At 47.7% G+C, this 23822-nt stretch carries 15 protein-coding genes and 1 pseudogene; 14 read left to right on the forward strand and 2 right to left on the reverse strand.

Features of this window, described 5'->3' with window-relative positions; genetic code table 11:
• Positions 1 to 114: 114 nt before the first annotated feature.
• A complete protein-coding gene (locus AC1S8V_RS14555) occupies positions 115 to 882 on the reverse strand; it encodes a helix-turn-helix domain-containing protein (protein WP_047842955.1) in 768 nt (255 codons plus the stop codon).
• Between the two features lie 274 nt (positions 883 to 1156).
• Here AC1S8V_RS14555 and AC1S8V_RS14560 point away from each other — a divergent pair, with 274 nt between their 5' ends.
• The 14 genes from AC1S8V_RS14560 (at position 1157) to AC1S8V_RS14625 (ending at position 22315) form a co-directional block, all read left to right on the forward strand.
• On the forward strand, positions 1157 to 2512 hold the full coding sequence (locus AC1S8V_RS14560; RefSeq protein WP_482074202.1) for an extracellular solute-binding protein: 1356 nt from the start codon (positions 1157 to 1159) through the stop codon (positions 2510 to 2512).
• Between the two features lie 105 nt (positions 2513 to 2617).
• Positions 2618 to 5515, forward strand: a complete 2898-nt coding sequence (locus AC1S8V_RS14565) for an extracellular solute-binding protein (protein WP_482074203.1) — start codon at positions 2618 to 2620, stop codon at positions 5513 to 5515.
• Positions 5516 to 5534: 19 nt separating this feature from the next.
• The gene (locus tag AC1S8V_RS14570; RefSeq protein WP_482074204.1) at positions 5535 to 6491 is read left to right on the forward strand and encodes a carbohydrate ABC transporter permease; all 957 of its coding nucleotides are present in this window, start codon (positions 5535 to 5537) and stop codon (positions 6489 to 6491) included.
• A 2-nt stretch (positions 6492 to 6493) separates the two neighbouring features.
• Positions 6494 to 7369, forward strand: coding sequence for a carbohydrate ABC transporter permease (locus AC1S8V_RS14575; protein ID WP_026081082.1), 876 nt, complete (start codon positions 6494 to 6496; stop codon positions 7367 to 7369).
• Positions 7370 to 7384: 15 nt separating this feature from the next.
• Positions 7385 to 8848, forward strand: a complete 1464-nt coding sequence (locus AC1S8V_RS14580; RefSeq protein WP_449004747.1) for a hypothetical protein — start codon at positions 7385 to 7387, stop codon at positions 8846 to 8848.
• Positions 8832 to 9467 (forward strand): YIP1 family protein, encoded by a 636-nt coding sequence (locus tag AC1S8V_RS14585; protein ID WP_017688482.1) that lies wholly within the window; start codon positions 8832 to 8834, stop codon positions 9465 to 9467. Before AC1S8V_RS14580 ends, AC1S8V_RS14585 begins: the two co-directional genes overlap by 17 nt.
• A gap of 17 nt (positions 9468 to 9484) precedes the next feature.
• A complete protein-coding gene (locus tag AC1S8V_RS14590; protein WP_482074205.1) occupies positions 9485 to 12061 on the forward strand; it encodes a DUF5696 domain-containing protein in 2577 nt (858 codons plus the stop codon).
• A 53-nt stretch (positions 12062 to 12114) separates the two neighbouring features.
• The gene (locus AC1S8V_RS14595) at positions 12115 to 12960 is read left to right on the forward strand and encodes a carbohydrate ABC transporter permease (RefSeq protein WP_082219083.1); all 846 of its coding nucleotides are present in this window, start codon (positions 12115 to 12117) and stop codon (positions 12958 to 12960) included.
• A 17-nt stretch (positions 12961 to 12977) separates the two neighbouring features.
• Positions 12978 to 13925, forward strand: a complete 948-nt coding sequence (locus AC1S8V_RS14600) for a carbohydrate ABC transporter permease (RefSeq protein WP_105598719.1) — start codon at positions 12978 to 12980, stop codon at positions 13923 to 13925.
• A 274-nt stretch (positions 13926 to 14199) separates the two neighbouring features.
• Positions 14200 to 15903: an RICIN domain-containing protein gene (locus AC1S8V_RS14605; protein ID WP_482074206.1), complete on the forward strand. Its 1704-nt coding sequence runs from the start codon at positions 14200 to 14202 to the stop codon at positions 15901 to 15903.
• Between the two features lie 294 nt (positions 15904 to 16197).
• Entirely contained in the window at positions 16198 to 18549 is a 2352-nt protein-coding gene (locus AC1S8V_RS14610) for a helix-turn-helix domain-containing protein (RefSeq protein ID WP_482074207.1), read from the forward strand.
• Positions 18550 to 18824: 275 nt separating this feature from the next.
• Positions 18825 to 19679, forward strand: coding sequence for an ABC transporter permease (locus AC1S8V_RS14615; RefSeq protein WP_482074483.1), 855 nt, complete (start codon positions 18825 to 18827; stop codon positions 19677 to 19679).
• A 27-nt stretch (positions 19680 to 19706) separates the two neighbouring features.
• Entirely contained in the window at positions 19707 to 20636 is a 930-nt protein-coding gene (locus tag AC1S8V_RS14620; protein ID WP_482074208.1) for a carbohydrate ABC transporter permease, read from the forward strand.
• A gap of 20 nt (positions 20637 to 20656) precedes the next feature.
• Complete coding sequence (locus AC1S8V_RS14625) at positions 20657 to 22315, forward strand: ABC transporter substrate-binding protein (protein WP_482074209.1); 1659 nt, start codon at positions 20657 to 20659, stop codon at positions 22313 to 22315.
• A 224-nt stretch (positions 22316 to 22539) separates the two neighbouring features.
• On the opposite strand, the pseudogene AC1S8V_RS14630 reads toward AC1S8V_RS14625, so the two are convergent.
• A pseudogene (locus AC1S8V_RS14630) lies at positions 22540 to 23681 on the reverse strand (family 8 glycosyl hydrolase).
• Positions 23682 to 23822: the final 141 nt, after the last annotated feature.

The following is a 23822-nucleotide window of genomic DNA, read 5'->3' on the forward strand; positions in this document are numbered from 1 at the left end:
TCTGGAATTGACCAAACCCAAATAGCCACAAAAAAACGCAGGAAGAAGAATACATCCTGCGTTTTTTTGTGGCTATTATCTAATTGATAAACAAACCGATTCGGCAATCCACCTCTAGGCCGTGTGGATTTTTTGTCTTCTATAAGCATTGGGACTCGATCCGGCATACGCTTTGAACTTTTTATAGAACCAATCAATATCCTTATAGCCTACCTCAATAGCAATCTCATATATTCGCAGATTCGTGGAAGACAACAACTGCTGGGCCTTTTCCATACGTTGCTGGAGCATATAATCATTGAAAGACATCTTCTCTTCCAGCTTGAACTTCTGTCCAAGGTACGCACAGTTAAAATGAAGCATGTCAGAGATCTTCTTCAGCGTGATTTCATCACTCAGATGATCCCGTACATAGGCCTTGACGATACGAATAACATGACTGGAGTGCATGGGCTTACCATTCATTTGAACGGGTGTTTTGAAGAACGACGACGTTTTGTGTGCCGGGTCGGTTTCAAGGTGGGATCTAAGTCCATGCAGACTGTTAAGTAAAGAAGAGGGACTAACAGGATACGGGAGATAATCATTTACCTGATACGTCAGGGCTTTGCGTACGAACCTGAAGTGATCTCTTCCACCCATAAGGAGGATGGGTATCTGACTTTTTTTTCGAATGTCGTTGCATAACCAGAGCCCCGCGGTATCAAACCTCTCTGTATGTACCATAACAAGGGAAAAGTCTCGTTCTGACAATGCGGTCAAAGCCTCGGCCGATGAGAACACACAATTTGCGATAGTATATTGAGCTTTGCTCCGTAGCAACATCTGCTGCAACTCTCCGCACAAACGACGGCTGAAATCCACAAGTAAAATATCATACATGAAGCAATACCTCACCTTCTGCTGAATTGTAATACGCTAGATTAACTGAAATTTGACTTAATTTCATTATGGTAATAAAAGAAAGCGCATACAATGTGCATATTTTTGTAGACAGTGCATTTCTTTACCAATTAAAACCTATAATGCACTTTGCTCGCACAAAATTACGCGAATCTATATTCAGCCCGGGTAAACATCTGTATTCTGGCAGGTTGTTTGCGCTTTCATTGTGACGATACACTGTGATAGCAAACGACAATCAGGGGGGAAGACGATGAGAAAAAACAAGTTCATGCTACTGAACCTGGTATTTGCGGTCTTGTTGGTGATTGCTGCATGCAGTTCTGCACCTACCGCTCAACCCGAGCCGGAAAAGACAACACCACAGGAGGAACAAAAACCCGCGGAAACCGAGCCCAAGAATGAAAACTCCACGCCAGAAATGGACTTTGACATGGGCGGCAGAACCATCAAGGTTGTTGCTTGGTGGGACATGGAAATACAGGGGAACAACCCGGACAACATTCAACGCCTTGAGAATCTCGAAGCGCTGAAGAAAAAACACAATTTTAATATTGAATACGTTTCCATCGATTTCGGTGAATATCAGGAAAAAGTAGTTGCTTCCCTGATGGCCGGTGAACCGCTTGGCGATCTTGTGAGACTGGGCAAAAACTATGCCATTCCGGCATTGACCAAACAGGATCTGTTATGGCCGATGGATGATTATATTAAAAACGACAAGGTATTCAACCAGAAAACAACCAAAGAATACATGCAGTATGAAGGCAAAGGTTACGGCTTTACCGAGGACCAGTCCTCGTTTATCAACGGAATTTTCTATAATCGCACGCTCATGCAAGAGCTCGGCTTGAAGCCACTTCAGGAGTATGTGGATGCCGATGAATGGAACTGGGATACATTCATCAGCGTTGCCAAGCAAGCGAACAAGGATCGAAACAATGATGGCAAGCTGGACACTTGGGGACTCGCTCAAACAGGCTTGCTGGAACCGATTCTGTATTCCAACGAGGCTTCTCTGACCAAAGAGGATAAGCAGAACCTGGAAGATCCAAAAACAAAAGAGGCACTGAATTTCCTCTCCAAACTGGCTACCGAGAAGGTCGGCAGGGCTTCTGAGGGCGGCGATTGGACAGAGCCATCCACGTTCTTCCGTCAAGGCAACACCTTGATGTATTCAGGTGCCATGTACGAAGTCGAAGGCATTATGACGGATATGCAGGACTACGATATTGGTTTTGTACCGTTTCCAAAAGGTCCAAGTGCAACAGCGTATCACTCCGGTGAGTCACGTTACCAAGCTATAACGATTCCTAAAGCGGTAGAGAATCCGGAACAACTGATGTACATCTGGGAGAAAATTAACGAGATCGATTCGATCTATGAGTATCCGGGACAATCCACACTGGAGACACATCTGACAGATGAAGCAGATATCAACAACGCCAGAGAGGTTGCGGAAGGTATGTTGGTTCTCGACCATAACACATTCCCGTCCTTGCCGTTCTGGGACTTTGATGGGGAGCTCAAAGAAGGGGTATCCGTATCTACGCTGATCGAGAAATACAAGGCTCCTTTCCAGGCTGCGATTGATGAGGTATACAAATAAGTATCACGTTACACGGGCAGAACGCACCAGTGAAGGTGCGGTCTGTCCGGGTTAGTCAATCGTCCAGTTCTCTCAACGCTTACAGGAAAGGGGATACATTCAAACATGCGGTCACGTAAGAAAAAGGGACTAATCCTGGTGCTTGTCCTGGCCTTGGTGCTCTCCATATGGACACTATATCCATCGCGGGATCGTAATCCGGGAACGGTACATGCGCTTGAGGACTTTGAGGCGGTATCGGGAACCGAGGATTCATTCAGTTATGAGCATTATCTGACTGCTCATAACAATACGGCCAAACCGGATGAAATTGTACGCATCGAAGGCGAATCTTATGTTCAGGCAGAGGATGGGGAATTTGAGGTTGTGCAAGGGTACGCCGGATTAGACGGAAGTGCCGTAATTACGCCGGAAACTGGAATCATTCGCTGGGATGTTCCCGTTCAAGTGAGCGGTTTGTACAACATTCGCATTCACTATTATCCCGTAGAAGGCAAAAGCTCCGGGATCGAACGCAGGCTTGAGCTTAATGGTAAGGTCCCGTTCAGAGGGGCCGATATTCTTCTGTTTGACAGGGTATGGGGAAATCGAGAGGACAACGTCCGGCAGGACGATCGTGGCAACGAGCTTAGACCAAGACAAGTGGAACAGCCCGAATGGCAGCTGACTTCCTTCAAGGACAGCGCAGGGTACTTCGAGGAACCGTTTCAGTTTTATTTTGAAAAAGGCAGTCAGAAGTTATCGTTCACTTCATTAAGAGAAAGTATGGCGATCGATTATATCGAGCTATATCAAGAAAGCGAAGTTCCTTCCTATGCAGAGCTGGAGCAGACCTATGCCTCACTCGGCTTGAAACAAGCGGCTCCTGTCATGTTGAAAGTACAGGGGGAGGAAGCTGTCAGCAAATCATCCCCTACACTGGCACCAATCTCGGACCGATCAAGCCCTTCACTGGAGCCTTATAATGTATCGAAAATTCGGATGAACGCCATCGGGGGCATTAACTGGAAACTGCCGGGCGAATGGATTGAATGGGAAATTGACGTGCCTGAAGACGGACTGTATCAACTGGCACTTAAGGTGAAGCAGGATCAATTGCGTGGCATTTATGCCACCCGCAGTCTGACGATAAACGGTGAGGTTCCGTTTAAGGAAATGAAACGCATTCGATTTAACTACAGCCCGGCCTGGCAAACTCAGGTGTTGGGATTGGGAGAGGATCAGCCATATCAGTTTCATCTTGAAAAAGGGAAACACCGAATCCGAATGACGGTTACACTTGGCGACATCGCTCCGCTGCTGCGGACCGTGGAATCCAGCGTGCTGGAACTGAATGAGATGTATCGTAAAATATTAATGATCACCTCCAACAGTCCGGACCCACTGCGGGATTACCAGCTGGAACGGCGTATTCCGGAGATGACGGAGGTGTTTGAACGACAAGCTGACACCTTGCGCTCCGTTGCAGATTACCTGGAAAAAGCCACGGGTGAGCAAAGTGACAAAGTGGCCGTACTGCACGCCATGGTATTGCAGCTTGAAGATATGGCGGCCAGACCAGAGACGGTTCCCAAACGGCTGGATACGTTCAAAATTAACGTAGGCGGTCTCGGCACATGGATTCTATCGGTACGTGAACAGCCGATTACGTTGGATTACCTTGTCGTATCTCCGCCGGGTGAATCGCTGCCAAAAGCGGAAGCGAGCACCGTCCAGCAGGTGAAGCACGAACTGGGCGCATATGTTGCCTCGTATACCGAAGATTACGACAGCATTGGCAACGTGGAACAAAAGAAGGATGCCATCACCGTATGGATCACGACCGGACGGGATCAGGCCCAAGTACTGAAAGGTATGATCGACGATTCGTTTACCCCGGATACGGATGTGTCCGTGCAGTTACGTCTCGTTCCGCCTAATATTTTGCTGCCCGCAACACTCTCGGGGGAAGGACCGGATGTAGCCATGCAGATGGGCGAAGACATTCCGGTGAACTATGCGATGAGGAACGCAACAGCGGATCTGAGCCAGTTCCCCGATTTCGAGGAAATTTCGGGCAGGTTCCGCGAAAGCGGATTGACGCCTTACCGCTACAACGACGGGGTATATGCCCTTCCGGAGCAGCAGCATTTTCCAATGCTCTTTTACCGCAAAGATATTCTGAATGAACTGGGCCTCGAACCGCCGAAAACGTGGCAAGACGTATATAACGCCATCGCCGTGCTGCAGAAGCATAACATGGAGTTTTATCTGCCGATAGAGGATACGCTGAACAATGCCAACCTGGTTCCGAATTCAACCTTTGCGATGTTGTTATACCAGAATGATGGAACGTTCTATACCGAAGACCAGAAGAAAAGTGCGCTGGATTCGGAGACTTCAATGGACGCGTTCAAACGCTGGACGCAATTTTATACCAATTACAAGTTTCCTCTCAAAGCCGACTTTCCGAACCGCTTCCGTACCGGGGAAATGCCGATCGGGATTGCTGATTACACCACGTATAACATGCTGACAGTTATGGCTCCGGAAATCCGCAATCTCTGGGACTTTACGATTGTTCCGGGTACACAGCTTCCGGATGGGTCCATACGGCATGAAGTGGCCAGCGCTACGAGCGCGGTGATGATGCTCGAAAATGCCGACAACAAGGAAGCGGCGTGGAAGTTCATGAAGTGGTGGACTGATGAGCAGACCCAGATTGAATACGGGAGAGAAATGGAAGGTCTTATGGGAGCGGCTGCCCGTTACCCGACGGCCAATATCGAAGCCTTGAAGCAATTGCCTTGGCCTGTGAAGGATTATCAAAATCTCGAGAAACAATGGGAATGGGTACAAGGGATTCCACAGCTTCCGGGAGGTTATTTCACGGGACGACATCTGGACAACGCCTTCCGTAAGGTGGTCAATGCAAATGAAAATCCGCGTGAAGCCTTATCAGACTATGTCTTGTACATTGATGATGAAATTGAGTTGAAACGCAAGGAATTTAATCTGAAATAGAGGAAAGGGAGGGTAACGGTTGCAAGCTAAAACTACCAAGACAGCCGCCGCTCCTGCCGTCCATACCCGCCAGGTCGGCTGGTGGTCCCTATTGAAGCGGGATCTGTATCTCAGCAGGCATTATTATGTATTGATGGCACCGTTTATGCTGATTTTTTTCATGTTTACTGTCATTCCGGTCGGCATTTCACTCGGGCTCAGCTTTTTTCACTTCAATATGCTGGAGTTGCCGCGATTTGTCGGCTGGCAGAACTATTCCCGGCTTTTTCTGAACGATGACGTATTTCTGATCGCGCTCAAAAACACGCTCCTTTTTGCCGTAATTACAGGCCCTCTCAGTTATATAGCCTGCTTTTTGTTTGCGTGGATCATCAATGAGCTGTCTCCTAAAATTCGGGCGGTCATGACGCTGATTTTCTATGCTCCATCCATATCGGGCAACGTCTTTTTCATCTGGCTGATCATCTTCTCGGGTGACAGCTACGGGTATATGAACGGCTTCCTGATGCGCCTTGGCGTCGTACTGGAACCGATCCAATGGCTCGCAGACGAGAAGTATGTACTGGCAATCGTCATTATTGTACAGCTGTGGCTGAGCCTGGGAACCAGCTTCCTGGCCTTTATTGCAGGACTGCAAACCATTGATCGTTCTCTGGTTGAAGCAGGAACCGTAGATGGGATCAAAAACCGCTGGCAGGAGCTCTGGTACATCACCTTGCCTTCGATGAGACCGCAGCTGATGTTTGGTGCGGTAATGCAGATTACCGCTTCCTTCGCCGTAGCTGAGATCTCCATCGCACTGGCAGGTTTCCCGAGCGTAAACTATGCGGCACACACAGTTGTCACGCATCTGATGGACTTCGGAACCATTCGTTTCGAGATGGGGTATGCCTCGGCCATCGCAACGGTCCTGTTTGCCCTGATGCTGGGTACAAACGTTTTCACGCAAAAAATGCTTAGAAAGATAGGTGAATGACGATGACCAGCAAAGTACGTGCCGTGTTTGGCATGCCAAAAAGGCTTAATCGGTCATTTACCGTCAGCCTGATGTTATTTGCATTGCTGGGCGTGTTCGGCTCCTTTATGGTGCTTCCGCTCATTTATGCTGTCAACAATGCATTCAAGCCGCTGGATGAGCTGTTTATTTTCCCGCCGCGCTTCTGGGTGAACAATCCGACAACGGAGAATTTTGCCGATCTGATCAACCTCATGGGCAATTCGTGGGTGCCGTTATCTCGCTATATTGCCAACACATTGCTCATTACGATACTTGGCACAGCGGGGCATATCCTTCTTGCATCTGCAGCGGCTTATCCGCTGGCTAAGTATCGTTTTCCGGGTTCCAAAGTGTTGTTCACCATTGTCATTCTGTCCCTGATGTTCTCGCCGCATGTTACGGCAATTCCGAACTACATGGTCATGTCCTGGCTTGGCTGGATTAACACTCATGCGTCCATTATTGTGCCATCACTTGCGTTCTCGCTGGGACTTTTCCTGATGAAACAGTTCATGGAGCAGATTCCCGATGCTTTGCTGGAGGCAGCCAAAATCGACGGAGCCAATGAATACCGGATATTCTGGAGCATCGTGATGCCCAATGTGAAGCCGGCATGGCTCACGCTCATGATCCTTCAGTTTCCAGCGTTATGGGGAACGGATGGCGGGAGCTTCATTTACAGTGAAAATCTCAAAACGCTGCATTATGCGCTCAGTCAGATTGTGCAGGGAGGGATTGCAAGAGCCGGTGTAGGTGCGGCTGTTGCCTTGCTGCTGATGATTGTACCGATCACTCTGTTTATCATCTCTCAGAGCAGTGTTATGCAGACGATGGCCACTTCGGGCATGAAAGAATAGAAAGGAGGCAGCGAGGTGCGGAGAAGCACATGGAAAAAACGTAAATCGATCATCATGGGCATGATCTGCCTCCTGTTGTTCGTTCAAGAGGCGCCCTACGTGAGTGCAGACGGTAAAACGGATGCGTATCATTATTCCTTCTGGGGTGACGCAGTTCCTTCACCGGCGGCATATGAGGCAACAACCATTATCACCGGCAAGAAGTTGAACACAACTCCTATGAAAGAGCCAAGTGACATGCATGTTACCGCCAATCAGCACGTCTTTGTGCTCGATTCGGGCAATGGCCGCATCATTGAGATGGATCCCAACTTTAAGCTGGTACGGACGATTGATTCATTTGAGCAGGAAGGCAAGGAAGATCATTTTAAGAATCCACAGGGATTGTACGTCACGGAAAAAGGTCATCTGCTGGTTGCTGATTCGGATAATCACCGGGTGGTGCATCTGGATGAACAGGGGAAGCTGGTCAAGATCGTGTCTGAACCAAAATCGGATCTGTTAAAAGCAGACTTCCAGTTTAAACCGATGCGGATTGTTATGGACAAAGGGGAGCGTATCTACGTCATGGCTGAAGGCGTATTTGATGGATTCATGGAGTTCAGCGCCGACGGTACATTCTCTTCCTTCATTGGAGCGAACAGAGTTCAGGTGGACCCGGTGGAGTATCTGTGGAAACGGTTTGCAACACGGGAGCAGCGCAGCCAGATGGTGATGTTCACTCCAACGGAATTTACCAATCTGGATATGGATGAAGAGGGCTTTATCTACGCCACTAGCGGGGATCGCGGCAAAGATCCGGTCAAGAAGCTGAATGCCCAGGGTACAGACATTTTGCGCAGAGAAGGCTATCAGACTCCGCAGGGTGATTTGCTGTATACCCAGGAAGCAGGGCCATCCCGCCTGATTGATGTGGATGTGGGTGACAGTGACATGTATTCCGTACTGGATTCCAGCAAGGGCCGAATCTTCACCTACAATGGAGACGGATACCTGCTCCATATTTATGGCGGCATCGGGAACCGGCTGGGCCAATTTAATACACCTGTTGCCCTGGAACGTGCGGGAGACCGGATGTTAGTTCTGGATAAAGCGCTGGGTGAAATCACCGTCTTTCAAACAACTGAATACGGACGTACACTCCACGAAGCGGTGCGCAGCTACTATAACGGTGATGAAGATCAATCTTCGGTGCTGTTTGCCCAAGCTGCCGAGATGAACGCTAACTTGGAATATGCGTATGCGGGAATTGGCAAAGCATTGCTTCGTCAGAAGGAATACGCCGAGTCTGCGAAATATTTCAAGCGTAGCATGGAGCCCAAAGGGTATTCCAAAGCTTTTCTTTTGTACCGCAAAGAGCTGATGCGTGAGCATTTTTCATGGATGATGTCCGGTATATTCCTGGCTGTCGCTGCGATTGTCACCGTCATCATCGTTCGCAGGCAGAAAAGGAGGACTACGAATGCAGGCATCAAGTAAGCAACTATACCAGTACCCGCTGCATCTGATTTTTCATCCGTTTGACGGATACTGGGAATTGAAGTATGAACGGAACCAGAGAAACTCACTGCTGATTGCTTTCATGATCCTGGTGCTTCTGGTCATCACCAAAATTTTGCATGCCCAGTACAGCGGTTTTCTCATTAATCTCAGTAATCCGAAGTACCTGAACAGTCTGCTTGAAATGGTGTATGTCATTATTCCGGTACTGTTTTGGTGTGTGGCCAACTGGTCGTTAACCACATTGATGGACGGGGAAGGCAAGTTCTCCGAAATTTTCATGTCAACGTGTTTTGCACTGGTACCGTTGTTCCTCATTCATTTTCCATGGATCTGGCTGAGTCTTGTGATCTCTGCGCAGGAAACTGCCTTTTATTATTTCTCCAATGCACTCGCCGTTGCGTGGACGGTATATCTGTTATTTGTGGGGAATATGACGGTTCATCAGTACACACCAGCCAAAACGGTGCTCACGATGCTGCTGACACTTGTAGCGATGGCGTTTATGGCATTTCTGTGCCTGTTATTCTTTAGTCTTGTACAGCAGATTGTATCGTTTGTCGTAACCATCTATCAGGAATTAGTGCTTCGGGGCTAAGGGAGGAGGAAATTGTTATGAACTATACCGTAGCCAAAAAAATAACAGGAATGCTGCTCGCGGGAAGTCTGCTTCTTGGCGGTTGTCAATTCTCGCCAACACCGCTCGCTCACGAGACAGTGACTGCCGCTGTTCCGACGGACTTTCCCTCCCTGCCTCCCGGAGAGAAACTGAAATCATCTTTCAGCGATGTCCGCCTTCCCGGCATGGTAGGCATTGCGCAGAATGCTGCGCTGCAGTTGTTCATTCACGAAGAGTCTGCCGAGATTGCAGTGATTCACACGCAGAGCGGCCAGATCTGGCGCAGCAATCCTGCAGATCGTGAGCAGGATGGGGTTGCAGCCGGGATAAACAAAGACCTTTTGTCATCACAAACGAAGCTCAGCTTCTTCAACAGCCTCGGACAGAGCAGCACCGTGAATTCCTTCACGGATAGTGTTGCACACAAGCAGATAAGCTACGAGGTGCTGCCAAGCGGCGTGCGGGTCCACTACCAGTTTGGAAGCACTGAGCGATCCATCGAAGACTTGCCGATGAAGATCAGCAAGGAGCGATTTGAACAAAAGCTGCTTGCACAGCTAGACAAGGCCGGGCAGCGGGCTTTGAAGGTCGGCTATGCGGAAGACAAGGATGAAGGCGCTTACGTCCGGATTGATAAGGCGATGCAAGGATTGCAATTGTCCCGGGCCTTGAAGGCTTTTGACACAGCCGGTTACACATCGGAGGATCTGGCTCAGGATCACGCCGAGTTTGGCATTGAAGAGGAACGAAGTGGACCACGGCTGTTTATGCTTACGATGGAATATGAGCTGGATGGAGAGGATCTGCTTGTACGTGTTCCGTCCTCAGGCATTCATTTTCCGGAGGAATATCCGATTAACAGCATATCTGTAATGGATTATTTCGGAGCCGGGGGTTCAGACGAAGAGGGCTCCATGCTGGTACCGGACGGTTCGGGAGCACTGATCCATTTTAACAATGGCAAGCTGCAGTATCCTGCCTATCAACAAGACATATACGGACCGGATATGACCATGAAACTGCGGGAAGCAAGTTCGAATGAAGCCAGAGCCAGGCTGCCGGTGTTTGGACTGATTCGGAAAGAAGGGGCTTTCCTCGGCATTATTGAACAAGGGGATGCCGTTGCAGTTGTGAATGCCGATATCAGCGGCAAGCTGAACAGTTACAACAACGTATATCCAAGCTTCTATGTGATGAACAAGAGCGATGTGACGCTTCAGGCAAGTGATATGGTTCGTACACTTCCGAAATTCCAGAAGAAACCGACCGTGTCTGACTTCGTCGTTCGATATGCTTTTGTGGGGGCAGATAAGGCCTCGTACTCGGGGCTTGCATCTATCTATCGGGATTATCTGATGCAAAACGGCGGACTTCCCGAGTTGAACGCCAGCAAGGAGCAGAGTAACGTTCCCTTTTACCTGCAACTGTTCGGCGGCATGACAACAAGGCAGCATATGCTGGGCATACCGTATGATTCAACGGAGGCTTTGACCACGTTTGATGAAGCCAAAAACATTCTTTCCGCCTTGACGGAGAAGAAGGTATCCAATATTCAGGTGCGCTATTCGGGATGGCTTAACGGCGGACTTCATCATCGACAGCCGGATTCCATCCAAGTAGACGGCGCCGTAGGCGGAAAAAAGGGATTGCGGGAATTCAGCGCATATACACAAGAAGCGGGCATCGGCTTCTATCCCGATATCGCTCTGCTGAATGTACAATCCAAAAAAGGGTTTAAACCGTCCAAAGAAGCTTCACGCACATTAACTCAGGAACCGGCGGTCATGTATCCGATGAACCAGGCCATCCAGCGGCGGGACCGGGATCGTTCACCTTCCTATGTGCTTTCGCCCAACTTGCTGGAGGACGTGACGGCAGACATGTTAGATGAGCTCAGGTCCCTTCAAAAGGACGGACTGTCGCTGAGCCTGAATGATCTGGCAGCGCAGTTAAACAGCGATATGAATCCGAAAAAGCTGGTGGACCGAACACAAGCGCTCGGATCCGTGAAGAAGGCACTTGAACAGATCCGGCAGCAGGCTGGCTCGCTTGTTGCTGAAGGAGGGAACGTTTATGCCCTGCCGTATGTAACTGGTCTGACAGATGCGCCGATGACCAGCAGCCGTTTCAAACTGGAGGATGAAGAGATTCCGTTCTATCAGCTCGTTGTACACGGCAGCATCGGCTATACGGGGACGCCATACAATCTCTCCACATATACCAATGCAAGGCAATATGTGCTGAAGCTGATTGAATATGGAGCCAGTCCTTACTTTGCATGGTTCAATGCGCCAAACCATGTTGTGAAAGAAACGGATTATGATGACCTCTACGCGGCGAATTATGAACAATGGATCGATCTGGCTGGCGAGATCTATAACGAGGTGAACCAGGTGAACCAGCCATTTGCCGGACGTTCCATGATATCCCATGAATCCCTGGAGGAGGGCGTCTTCCGGACAACATATGAAGGTGGCGGGTTCGTAATCGTCAATTATAACGACTTCCCTGTAGAAGTTAACAACGATACAGTGGAAGCCCAAAGCTATGTGACTGGTGGTGAGCAGCTCTGAAGACGCTCCTGAAATGGAAATGGGGAAGTCGTACGTATGCTCAGCAGAAAGCCATGTGGGGCGTAATCTACGTGCTTCCCTGGCTCATTGGTTTTGTGTTGTTTTTCTTCATTCCGCTGTTAGCCTCTCTGCGATACAGCATGAGTACAATTCAAGCTAACGCTGAAGGCATAGCGATTCAGTTCAACGGTGTTGCCAATTACATTCAGGCGCTGACCGTCAATACAAGCTTTAACCGTGCGTTAATTGAGGCGATTACAGACGTACTCATCAACGTACCGCTTATCGTTATATTCAGTCTGTTCCTTGCCGTCATCCTGAATCAGAAGTTCAGGGGCCGGGCTGTAGCGCGGTCGATCTTTTTCCTGCCTGTTATTCTGGCATCGGGAGTGATTATGACACTGGAGAGCACCAGCCTGATTGAAGCGGTTAATCAGAGCAGCACAGGTGGAAGCTCACTCGGGACATTTGAACTCGAAAATCTGATGGTTAACGCCGGAGTGAGCGATTGGATCGTCACGTATCTGAGCAGCGCCGTAGATCGGATCTATCAGATCGTCAGTCAATCCGGTGTACAGATTTTGATCTTTTTGGCAGGGATCCAGACGATTTCCCCTCAACTGTATGAGGCTTCGAAGATGGAAGGGGCAACGGGTTATGAAGCCTTTTGGAAAATTACGTTCCCAATGGTCAGCCCGCTTATTTTTGTCAATGCGATCTATACAATCATTGATTCGTTTGCCAATAACGCCATGACGGAACTGATCCGGGATACCGGCTTCGTCAAATTTGACTTTGGATTAAGTTCTGCCATGGCATGGGTCTACTTTCTGGCCATTGCCATCATTCTGGTTATCGTAAACATCATTTTCTCGAAGCGAGTCTTCTATCAAGATTAGAAAGGAGGGTGTCCCACGTGACAACATCACGATTATTATCGCTGGAGCATTGGAAAGGCTGGCTGTGGGCCATGATCCGATTCGTTCTGATTACCGGGCTTTCCTTCGTTATCCTGTTTCCCATATTTCAGAAGGTTTCCACATCCATCAAAGCTAAAGGTGATCTGTATTCGGCAGTGGTGGTGTGGATTCCACAGAACTTCTCCATCGACAATTTCAAAGAGGCGATACGCGTAATGGATTACTGGGCAACGCTGTTTAATACGTTTGCCCTGTCTGCAACGACTACACTGCTGACTACAGCATCCTGTGCACTTGCAGGATACGGATTCGCCAGACTGAAATTCAGAGGAAGCAACTGGCTGTTTGCTGGTGTAATTCTAACGATTCTTGTACCGCCAACGACCATTCTCATTCCGGTATACCTGAATCTGAAAAGCTTTGACCTGATGGGGCTTATGACGCTTATAGCCGGCAAACCTGTTAATTTGCTTAATACCTATTGGCCGTTTATTCTGACGGCAATTACGGCCAATTCACTTAAAGCCGGTTTGTACATCTTTATCTTCCGGCAATTCTTCAGAGGTATTCCGAAGGAAGTGGAGGAGGCGGCCTATGTGGACGGCGCGGGCATCGGACGAACATTTTCAAGAATCATGCTGCCCAATGCCATTCCGTCCATGGTAACAGTCATGCTGTTTTCCTTCGTATGGCAGTGGAACGACAGCTTCTATACGACGACTTATCTGACTTCAAGTAAAGTCATGTCGACTCAGTTATCGTCCCTTCCGTATAATCTGGCCCAGCAGGTTACTGACGGTGCAGCTTCCCAGGCCGATCCGTTCTATCTGAGCATGATCCAGGATACAGGAATTCTTCTTGCCATTCTGCCTTTGATCGTCATCTATTTGTTTGTGCAACGATATTTCGTAGAGAGTGTAGAGCGTACGGGAATCGTCGGTTAAGTTAAGTTCTTCTGTACGTTTGGAGTGTGATCAGACTGGAAGAGGGAGGAGGAACTTCATGCAACATTCCATCTGTGAAAAGGGGGCATGTAACGATCTCATGAACGTCTGCTCACAGCAGAACCGCGATCCTTCCCTGCGCAGGATCCCCCTACTGGTGTGGAACGGGCTGCGGGAGCGGGCGCCGACCTGAGCGATCTGTTTGATCAGAGATACTCTGACGGAGCATACTCGCATTATTGCAAGGCAATATATCAGATCAGGAGGAATTAAAGTGAAGAAGTTCATGACATCTTGTAAACTTGTACTCATTCTGGCTTTATTGATCACAATTGCTCCATGGGGAGGCAGCCGTGCCGAAGCATGGGTGGGCATGCCGATGGGCAAGCTGCACGTAAACGGCAAAAACCTGGTGAACAGCAACAACCAGCCTGTGCTACTGAACGGTTGGCATCAACCCTCAGGTGCCTACTGGACATATCAGGACAGCAATTATTATCTCAATCTGCACGGCAATAACCGTCATGCAGCTACACTGGCATATCTGAAAGACATTACCGATACTTTTGCTGACACCAGCGCGAAGTACGGAAGCAATCATGGCTGGAATATGAATCAGGTACGTCTGTTCATCGATCGTCAGGACATGGGAGATGTGGCTGCTGGTACATATAACTTTGCCGGTGTGCAGACCGTTACTCAAAATGTAATTATTCCGTACATTCAATATGCCAAAACAAAAGGTGTATATGTTGTCCTGGGACTGGACTTCACATTGAAGGATGATCAGGCAACAACACCTGCCAACCTGCAGAAATTCAACGAAATCTGGGGTTATCTCGCTTCACGCCCGGAGATCAAAAGTGCAGACAACGTTCACTTCGAACTGATCAACGAACCGGTGAAATCCTATGCCAATGGACATTGGGGTGGATACAACGGGGAAAATGACTTTGTGGATCACTGGAATGACTTGCGTAATTTCCAAAATTCCATGATTTCAACAATTCGCAGCAAAGGTGCGGACAACGTCATCTGGGCGGCAGGTCTGGGATACAACCAATTTTACAGCTTGACGGCAAGCCATCCATTGACTGATCCGCTCAATAACTATGGATATGCGGTTCACTGGTACCCTGGTTATGGCGCATATGACAACTTCTCTATCCTGCAAGACCAGTGGAATACCAACGTGAAGGCAGCTGCTGACAAGTATCCGATTAATATTACCGAGGTAACCTGGTTCAAAAACAAACCTGGCGATTCGGCCTATTGGAACTTGTTTAATGGTAGCAATGAAGGTTTTGGCACCAATACCAAAACGATTTTCAACGCAGCAGGCAATGTCAGCATTGCAGCTCATATGAACGGATTCATTCTGGAGCCAGGCCAACGCAGTTCTTTTGCTGACCCAACGGCAGGCCTGAAGTGGGACGGGGATGCTTCACGGAGTGCCATGGGACGATTCCTGTTCAACTGGTACCATGAACGTGCTCAGACTTACCCGGGCAGTGGACCAGGTGGACCAACAACGGGTTTGGTATCCGGTGCAACCTATAAAATTGTAGCCCGGCATTCCAACAAGGTTATTGATGTCCCAGGTGGTCAAAATGAAAATAATCTTCAGCTCCAGCAGTGGAGTGATCTGGGCGGCAACCCTCAGAAGTGGGTTCTGACCTCGATCGGCAACGGTAACTATACTTTGACAAGTGTGAACTCACCGGACAAAGTCATCGACATTCGCAACGGTACCAACACCAATGGGGAAGCGGTTCAACTCATGAGCAATCTGAACACAACCGCTCAGCATTTTAAGGTCAACGATCTTGGTAACGGGTACTGGAGTATCATTAACGTGAACAGCAATAAAGCGATTGAAGTGGCCAACGCTTCCACTTCGGATGGAGCCAAGCTGCAGCAGAACACCTACACAGGTGCTACAAACCAACAATGGAAATTTGTTGCCGTTAGCAATTAAAAAGCATAATGTTAAACAAGAACCTCCCCAAGTCATTACTTGTCTTGGGGAGGTTCTTTGCGTTTATTTTTGATACTTTGGGATGGATGTCATGCGAAGGTAAAATACAACTATATTTGTGCGCTAACCCGCAGACTGACAATTATTTTCATGCAAGCATTGTACGCTACAGTATGTAAATGTACCATAAGGAAGAAGTTGTACCTTCACCAGGAAGAAATGCCCGGTGTATCATTGAACAGCTACCTTATCACAGAGAAATGTAAGCGCTTGATAAAAAAAGGGAGGGTACATATGCAGCTCCTATGGTCCAAATTTTCACCCGTGTTCCGCCGATTTCTCATTTCGTATCTTGTCATTCTGATGATTCCTCAAATTGCGGGATATGCCTCTTACCGAGCTTCCATTGAAGCGGCTCGTTCCAGCTCCATTGAGAACAGTTTGAAGTCACTGAGTCTTGGCAAAGAGATCATTGAGCGAAATCTTCTTCAAGTCGAAGCCTTTACCAGACAGCTTGCCGCCAATCCCGATTTGCAAAATTTAATTGCTGGCCCAAAGCCGCATGATCTCTACAATGTCTACGGTATGAACCGTATGCAGCGGAGCCTCTCCATGTACAGCAGTACCAATGATTACTTGTCCCATTTCTTCATTCACATTCCAAACTACAATGCCATCATCACACCAAGAACCGTGTATTATCGTCCAGAGCATTATTATGCTGCCAATCAGCTGGACGGTATGTCGTTTGATCAATGGTATGACCGAATTCTCAAACAACCACACTTTAATGAAATCATACCGCTTCGAAACTATAAACGTGAAATACTCGGCACTGTGCTTGCAGACGTTCCCGCCATTACGTTTCTGCAATCTCTGCCTTTGAACAGCTTCAACAAACCGCAAGCGACGATTGGTGTCATGATTGATCAGGATCAGATGGCCAGCCTTACTCAACATATTGTGGATCAATATGGCGGCTGGACTCTCGTCACCGATGCGGAAGGGCAGATCATTTTCTCCCTTGGCATTGAACAGGCCGAGGCTGAGCAAATGGCACAGAATCATCGGAAAGAAGGTAACACTGCGGAAACGGAGCTGAACGTGCAGAATGTACAGCCTGGAAGTGATGGTCGGCTGCTGATATCGATACAGTCCAGTCAAAATGGATGGAATTACATGGCAGGGATTCCGGAGAAAGCACTCATGACAAAAGCGGACCAAATCAAACAAGTCACGCTGGTCTTTACTTTGGCAACCATTGCCTTGGGACTGTTATTCGGGCTGGTTCTGGCCTATCGGAATAGTGCACCCGTTTACAGATTGTTGGCCTCTTTTCGGGAACAAATCACCGATTCCCCAGGCAGACGGGGCAATGAATATGATTTTTTGGCAAGCCATATTAACAATCTGATTGCTAATAATGACTCACTTAAAAACGCCATGAATGAGCAGATTCCGTTATTGAGAGACGGTTTTATCAAACGTTTGTTAACGGGAGAAGTCTATACCTCACTTGAGTTGGAGGTTATCTCATCCCAGGCGCACATTTCTCTTCATAGCAGCAAGGGCTTGGCAGGCTTAGTGAAGGTAAACGGATATGCCAATCCGGACAGTGAAGAAACTATCCATGAACTGGGTGTTGCAAGGCTGCTCATCAAACAAGTACTTACAGAATGGAATGCGCAGCTGCTGATCACGGATTGGGGAACAGACCAGATCGCTTTTGCCTGTCCATTGGATGAGAACTCACTGAATGAAGCTGTAGGGAGATGTGAAAAAGAGCTGAACACCTTGATGGAAGTGATCTACCGGGAGCATCGGATATCCACAACAATTGGCACAGGTGCAGCTTACGAGGTCTGGAATGATGCGGGTCGCTCCTTTGACGAAGCCAAACAAGCTCTGGATTATGCCATTCATATGGGAACAGATCATCTGGTGAGATTTGAAGATACGATGAAGGAAAATGAAATGTTCTATTATCCGATTGAGTCTGAACAGCGCCTGCTGAACACGATCAAAGTCGGTGAGCCTGAAGAGGCGATACGCATTCTGGAGCAATTATTTCTTCGTAATTTAGAGGAGCGGGAACTTTCCTACGAGATGACACAACAGTTCATCATGGAGCTGAAGGGGACTTTTCTGAAGCTGGACGAACCAAAATTCAAGCTGGATGCTTCCCTGCTGGAGGAATATAAATCTCGGGTGACATCCATTCAGATGACAGAAAAGATTACTTCGCTGCGTGCAAAATTCAAACAGTTAACAGAAGACATCTGCGGTGATTTCCAGAGAAGAAGAGCAGGAGCACATGCGGATACTGTGAGCGAATTGATTTGTTTTATCCAACATAATTATGGGGATGCAAACTTGACGATCTATCGGATTGCCGAGCACATGAGCAAGTCCGAGAAGTTTATATCCCAACTGTTCAGAGAACATACGGGAGAGAATCTTTCCGATTATGTAGAACGAGTACGCATTGATGCTGCCTCGAACTTGTTGCACTCCACTGGTCAGACCATTGACGAGATAGCGGAGGCCACCGGGTATAACAGTGCACATTCATTCCGCCGAGCTTTTAAGCGGGTACGTGGCATTTCTCCGAGTGTATTTCGGAAAATGGACGTTCATAGCGGTTAATGTAGGCTGTTTCTCGGGAACTATATTCGCTTTTTGTACTTTCTCAGCGTAACTGTACCTTTACGCATCCCCAGCGCAATCTTATGATTACTCAAAAAGTAAACGCTACCAAATTGAGCTGAAGTTCAGCGCGATTGGGAGCCAAGAATGGGGGGATGATCCTGAGAACCACAATGACCAGTGAATCAAAGTCCGTGAAGAAACCAAGTAAAGCGTTTGCCTTGAAGCAAGCATTATCCAGAAGCTGGAGGCGACATTGGCAGCTATATCTGCTGATCCTGCCACCGATTGCTTACTTTATTATTTTCAAGTATGTACCCATGATGAATGCGGTCCTGGCATTTAAAGATTACAACGTCATCAAGGGGATCTGGGGCAGTCCGTGGGCCGGAACCAAGTATTTCGAATTACTTTTTAAAAATCCGGCGTTTGTTATGCTGATCAAGAACACGCTCTACATTTCGTTTTACAGCCTGATCGTTGGTTTCCCGATTCCTATATTACTGGCGCTGGCGCTGAACGAAATCAAAAACATACGATTCAAAAAAACAGTACAAATGGTGACGTATGCTCCATATTTCATCTCTACCGTTGTTATGGTCTCCATCATTATGCTCTTTCTGTCTCCTAGGCTGGGTATTGTCAACACGATTGCAGGTGCCCTTGGTTTCGAAGCGGTGAATTTTCTCGGTGAGCCTGGACTGTTTCGATCCATCTACGTATTCTCCGATGTGTGGCAGGGAATGGGGTACTCCGCTGTGATATATCTGGCTGCTCTGGCAGGTGTTGATCCATCCCTATATGAAGCCGCCAAAGTGGACGGAGCCAACCGAATACAGAAAATCATCAATGTTGATCTGCCTGGACTACTTCCGGCAGCCGTCATCATTCTGATCCTGAGTGTAGGGAATATCATGGCTGTTGGGTTCGAAAAAATATATTTGCTGCAAAATCCGCTCAACCTGTCTGCTTCGGAGATCATCTCCACGTATGTCTATAAAATAGGATTGCTGAATGCCAATTACAGCTTCGCTACTGCGGTTGGCCTGTTCAACTCGGTGATTAACCTGATTCTGCTATTACTCGTAAACGCGGTCGCCAAGCGACTGTCCAATACAAGCTTATGGTAACGGGAGTGAAAGGAGGAGTACCAACCCATGCCTAACACACAGACAAATGCAGGTCGTCCGCGGATCAAAAGCAGCAGTACGATCCGTGAATCCTGGGGAGACCGCGTATTTATAACGGTTGTTTACTTCATGCTGACTGTGGTGCTGATTGCCGTGCTGTATCCCTTGATATATATTGTGAGTTCTTCGCTCAGCAGCCCTGCTGCCGTCTCCTCGGGAAAAGTCTGGTTGTGGCCCATTGACCTGACGTTTGACGGTTACAAGTCTGTATTGCGGAATGATCAGGTTCTTACCGGGTATGCCAATTCCCTTTTCTATACAGCCTGCGGCACCTTCATCAGCGTGGCACTGACTATTATGATTGCTTATCCATTATCCAAAAAAACGTTTGTTGGTCGCAGCTCGTTAATGATGTTTATTACCTTCACCATGCTGTTCTCAGGCGGTTTGATCCCTACCTATCTGGTGGTCAAAACCATGGGACTGATTGATACCCGCTGGGCGTTGCTGATTCCCAATGCCGTTTGGGTATGGCAAGTCATCATTGCCCGTACCTTTTTTCAGAATTCGATACCGGAAGAATTGTCCGAAGCAGCAGACATCGATGGCTGCAGTGACATCCGGTTTATCTTCAGTATTATCCTGCCACTCGCCAAACCGATTATCGCCGTGTTGTCACTTATGTACGCTGTCGGTCAGTGGAATGCATACTTTGACGCCCTCATCTATCTGAAATCACAGTCGCTCTATCCGCTACAGCTGATATTACGCAGCATTCTTATTCTGAACAGCAGTACGGGGAGCATGGATGCATCGGAAATGATCAAACAGCAGCAAATGGCTGAACTCATGAAGTACTCGTTAATTGTGATGGCCAGCTTGCCCGTGCTAATCATCTATCCTTTTGTTCAACGGTATTTCGTGCAAGGTATGCTGATTGGCTCAGTCAAAGGATAAGTTCATTTTTTCTATTATTCATGAAGGAGAGGATTATATTGAAAAAAGCGGGATTCATCATTCTTGCCTGTATGCTGTTTACCTCGTTGGTACTTGCCGGATGTTCAAGCTCTGAAAAGGGGAACGGGGAAGGCAGCGATCCGTCAGGCAAGACGGCCATTAATGTGTTTGCTCACCAGGGTTCGGATACCAACCTGTCCACTAACAAATTCACGAAGAAAATGGAAGAGAAGTTTGATATTCAGTTCAACTGGACCACGGTTCCATTCGACGGTGCAGCGGAGAAAAGACAGATTTCACTGGCTTCCGGTGATTACCCGGACTTGTATCTGCTCATCCCTTGGGTAGATCGTTTCTCCCAGACAGACTTGTTGAAGTTTGGTCAGCAGGGGGTTATTTTGCCGCTGAATGATCTGATTGAGGAGCATGCTCCTAATATTAAAAAAGTACTTGAGAGCAATGACTATTATCGGGCCATGAACACTGCTCCTGACGGAAATATCTATGGTCTGACGGGTCTGAATGAATGTTTTCACTGTTCATACCCAAACAAGATGTGGGTCAACACCAAATGGATGGAACAACTGGGCCTGACCGAACCCACGACGACAGAAGAATTTAAGGAAATGCTTCGGGCATTTAAAACGAAAGACCCGAACGGGAACGGTAAAGCCGACGAAGTACCGCTAAGCGGTTCGACTGAAAATTTCGGCGTGCACATTATTCCGTACTTGATGAACGGTTTTATCTATGACGACGATCGGAATTATCTCATTGTCAATCAGGGGGAAGTGGAGACCGTAGTGAACAAACCGGAGTGGAAAGAAGGGCTTGCCTATATTAAATCACTGTACGATGAAGGGTTGATTGATCCAGGGGCATTTACCCAAAACGTCGGGGCCTTCAAAAAAATTGGAGATAACGCTGATGCACAGCTTCTCGGTGCGGGAGCAGCGATGCATCCATCATTATTCGTAACCACTGCCGAAGGTTCTCCTTACGGGAATGATTACAATCCCATCCCTCCATTGAAGGGACCCCATGCTGCTTATGCTACGTACAACTATCCGATTGATCCCGGAGCGTCTTTTGTACTGACAAACAAAGCCAGTGAGGAAACGCAGATCGCGGCCATAAAGCTGCTGGATTATCTCTATACCCAGGAAGGAACCATGGCATCATATCTGGGAGAAGAGGGCGTAAGCTGGCGCAAACCACAAGAAGGAGAAGTGGCGCTCAATGATCAGATTGAGCCGTTATATAAAGCCATTCCGCTTCCTTCTGGAGAAGAACCTCGTAATGACAGTTGGGCTGCATTGAGTCAGTACAATCATTATCAGGCATATCGGGACTCCGAAGTACAGGGGACAGACATCTATGCCAATGATGGTGGTGAGCGACGTCTCTATGAGGCGACATTGTTAATGGAGGGCAAGGAACCGAAAGAGATTTTCCCTCATTGGGCATTGTGGGTAGATCCGTCCCAAGCTGATGAAGCCAGCATGATGCAGACCAATCTCAAGGATTACATCGATCAGAACGCCCTGCAATTTATTACAGGTGCCAAAAGTCTGGATAAGGATTGGGATGAATATGTGAAAGGCCTGGAGGGACTGAACATTAATCGATATCTGGAGATTATGCAGTCTTCCTATGATACTTCTTCTGTTTCCAAATAATTAAACTCTCTGAATTATATACAGAGTGGGAAAAGTTACTGCCTGTATTTGTACAACCAAACGTTCTCGATTCGCAGTCAACATATGCGAGCCGGGAACGTTTTTTATTGATATAGATTAAATCGTAATATCGTTGCATCCTTCTTAAAGTTCTGTGATTGCACCTGTCCTGCAAGCCAAAGGTTCACAGGACAGATTCAACGGCTCGTGCAAATTCCCTTAGTTTAGTACATGCGATATCTTCCGCTTAGAGCCAGCATGCTGAAAAAATACAGGCAATTGTCGTAATAACGTCGCTCTCCTTGACGCAGAGGTGTGTTCCAGAACTTGTGAACGAATGTGTCAGCAGGTGGGCCGTCCGCAGCCAGTGAAGCCATGGCATTGGTAGCCAGCAAACCTACAGGATGCAGTGAAGGTTCGTCGAAAGGTTCACCTTCTATTGTATAACGACGATAATCGGACATTTTAATATCACTGAAGAAGGATTGAATCCGATTGGATTGTTCGATCTGCCAGTGATCCTTGCGGAACCATTCCCAGTCGAGCGCTATATTTGCAGCAACACGGTAGGCATCACTGTAAAAATGTCTGAAATCACCGTGCGGCTGTATTGGAGCCGGAGAGCCGTCATAGTTCGCATATTCAGGTGATAATCCGGTTACGGGATGGCAGGCTGTATGAAGGTAAGCACGACTAGCGGTCGCCGCTTCTTTCCAGAAGCTCTGATCTTCTTCATCCGCATATTTCGCGAATAGTTCATAAAAATGAGGCAGATGGTAGGATGGGTCGCTAAACGGTGTTTCTGGTATGAATTTGATCAGTTTTGTTTCCGGGTCCCACATGGGATCGCCTTCGCCGTCTTCGCCTTGATGTATACATGCACGAAGGATTTTGCGGGCTTGTGCCTTGTAATCATAAGGTTCAGCGCCATCGCCCCAGCGGTTGGAGGCAAAAAAAAGTGCCATGGCAAAAAACTCCTCACCATCAGGAGCAGGACCTTGTGAGAGTCTGGTTCCGTCAGGCTTGCAATGCCAGGCAAAATAATCTTTATAACGTCCCGCTTTATGTTGCATAACGTGTGTGAGAAATTCCAGAGTCGATCAAATTCTTCCTTTTTGTCCATCTGAACAGCCATCATCATGCCATAGGACATGCCCTCGGAGCGAACATCGAGATTACCAGTGTCCAGAAAATACCCCTTGTCCTCACCCATGGGGTAATATATTCGAGTATTTTCATCGCCATAAAACAGCTCGTTCCATGTTTCTTCCAATCTATTCGTGATCTCATTCTCATCGTAACCTAGCTTCAAAAACAGATTTGTATATGTACCCGTATCCCACGCGCCTTGACCCGTGATATTCATGAGTATCCTCCTTCATTAATGCGGTTTTTCAAAATTATAACATGGAAATAGTATACAAATTAAAGCGTTTACATGAAAAATTATAGGTGTTCTGATCTGCATGTCATTATACTCAAATTAAAATGATATATTGGTTAAAAT

Source organism: Paenibacillus sp. B46(2026) (assembly GCF_056786355.1).

Bases quoted from the DNA above. Each gene is read 5' to 3' on its own strand.
- AC1S8V_RS14555 (WP_047842955.1), bottom strand. From the start codon at position 882: ATGTATGATATTTTACTTGTGGATTTCAGCCGTCGTTTGTGCGGAGAG.
- AC1S8V_RS14560 (WP_482074202.1), top strand. From the start codon at position 1,157: ATGAGAAAAAACAAGTTCATGCTACTGAACCTGGTATTTGCGGTCTTG.
- AC1S8V_RS14565 (WP_482074203.1), top strand. From the start codon at position 2,618: ATGCGGTCACGTAAGAAAAAGGGACTAATCCTGGTGCTTGTCCTGGCC.
- AC1S8V_RS14575 (WP_026081082.1), top strand. From the start codon at position 6,494: ATGACCAGCAAAGTACGTGCCGTGTTTGGCATGCCAAAAAGGCTTAAT.
- AC1S8V_RS14585 (WP_017688482.1), top strand. From the start codon at position 8,832: ATGCAGGCATCAAGTAAGCAACTATACCAGTACCCGCTGCATCTGATT.
- AC1S8V_RS14590 (WP_482074205.1), top strand. From the start codon at position 9,485: ATGAACTATACCGTAGCCAAAAAAATAACAGGAATGCTGCTCGCGGGA.
- AC1S8V_RS14595 (WP_082219083.1), top strand. From the start codon at position 12,115: ATGTGGGGCGTAATCTACGTGCTTCCCTGGCTCATTGGTTTTGTGTTG.
- AC1S8V_RS14610 (WP_482074207.1), top strand. From the start codon at position 16,198: ATGCAGCTCCTATGGTCCAAATTTTCACCCGTGTTCCGCCGATTTCTC.
- AC1S8V_RS14620 (WP_482074208.1), top strand. From the start codon at position 19,707: ATGCCTAACACACAGACAAATGCAGGTCGTCCGCGGATCAAAAGCAGC.
- AC1S8V_RS14625 (WP_482074209.1), top strand. From the start codon at position 20,657: ATGAAGGAGAGGATTATATTGAAAAAAGCGGGATTCATCATTCTTGCC.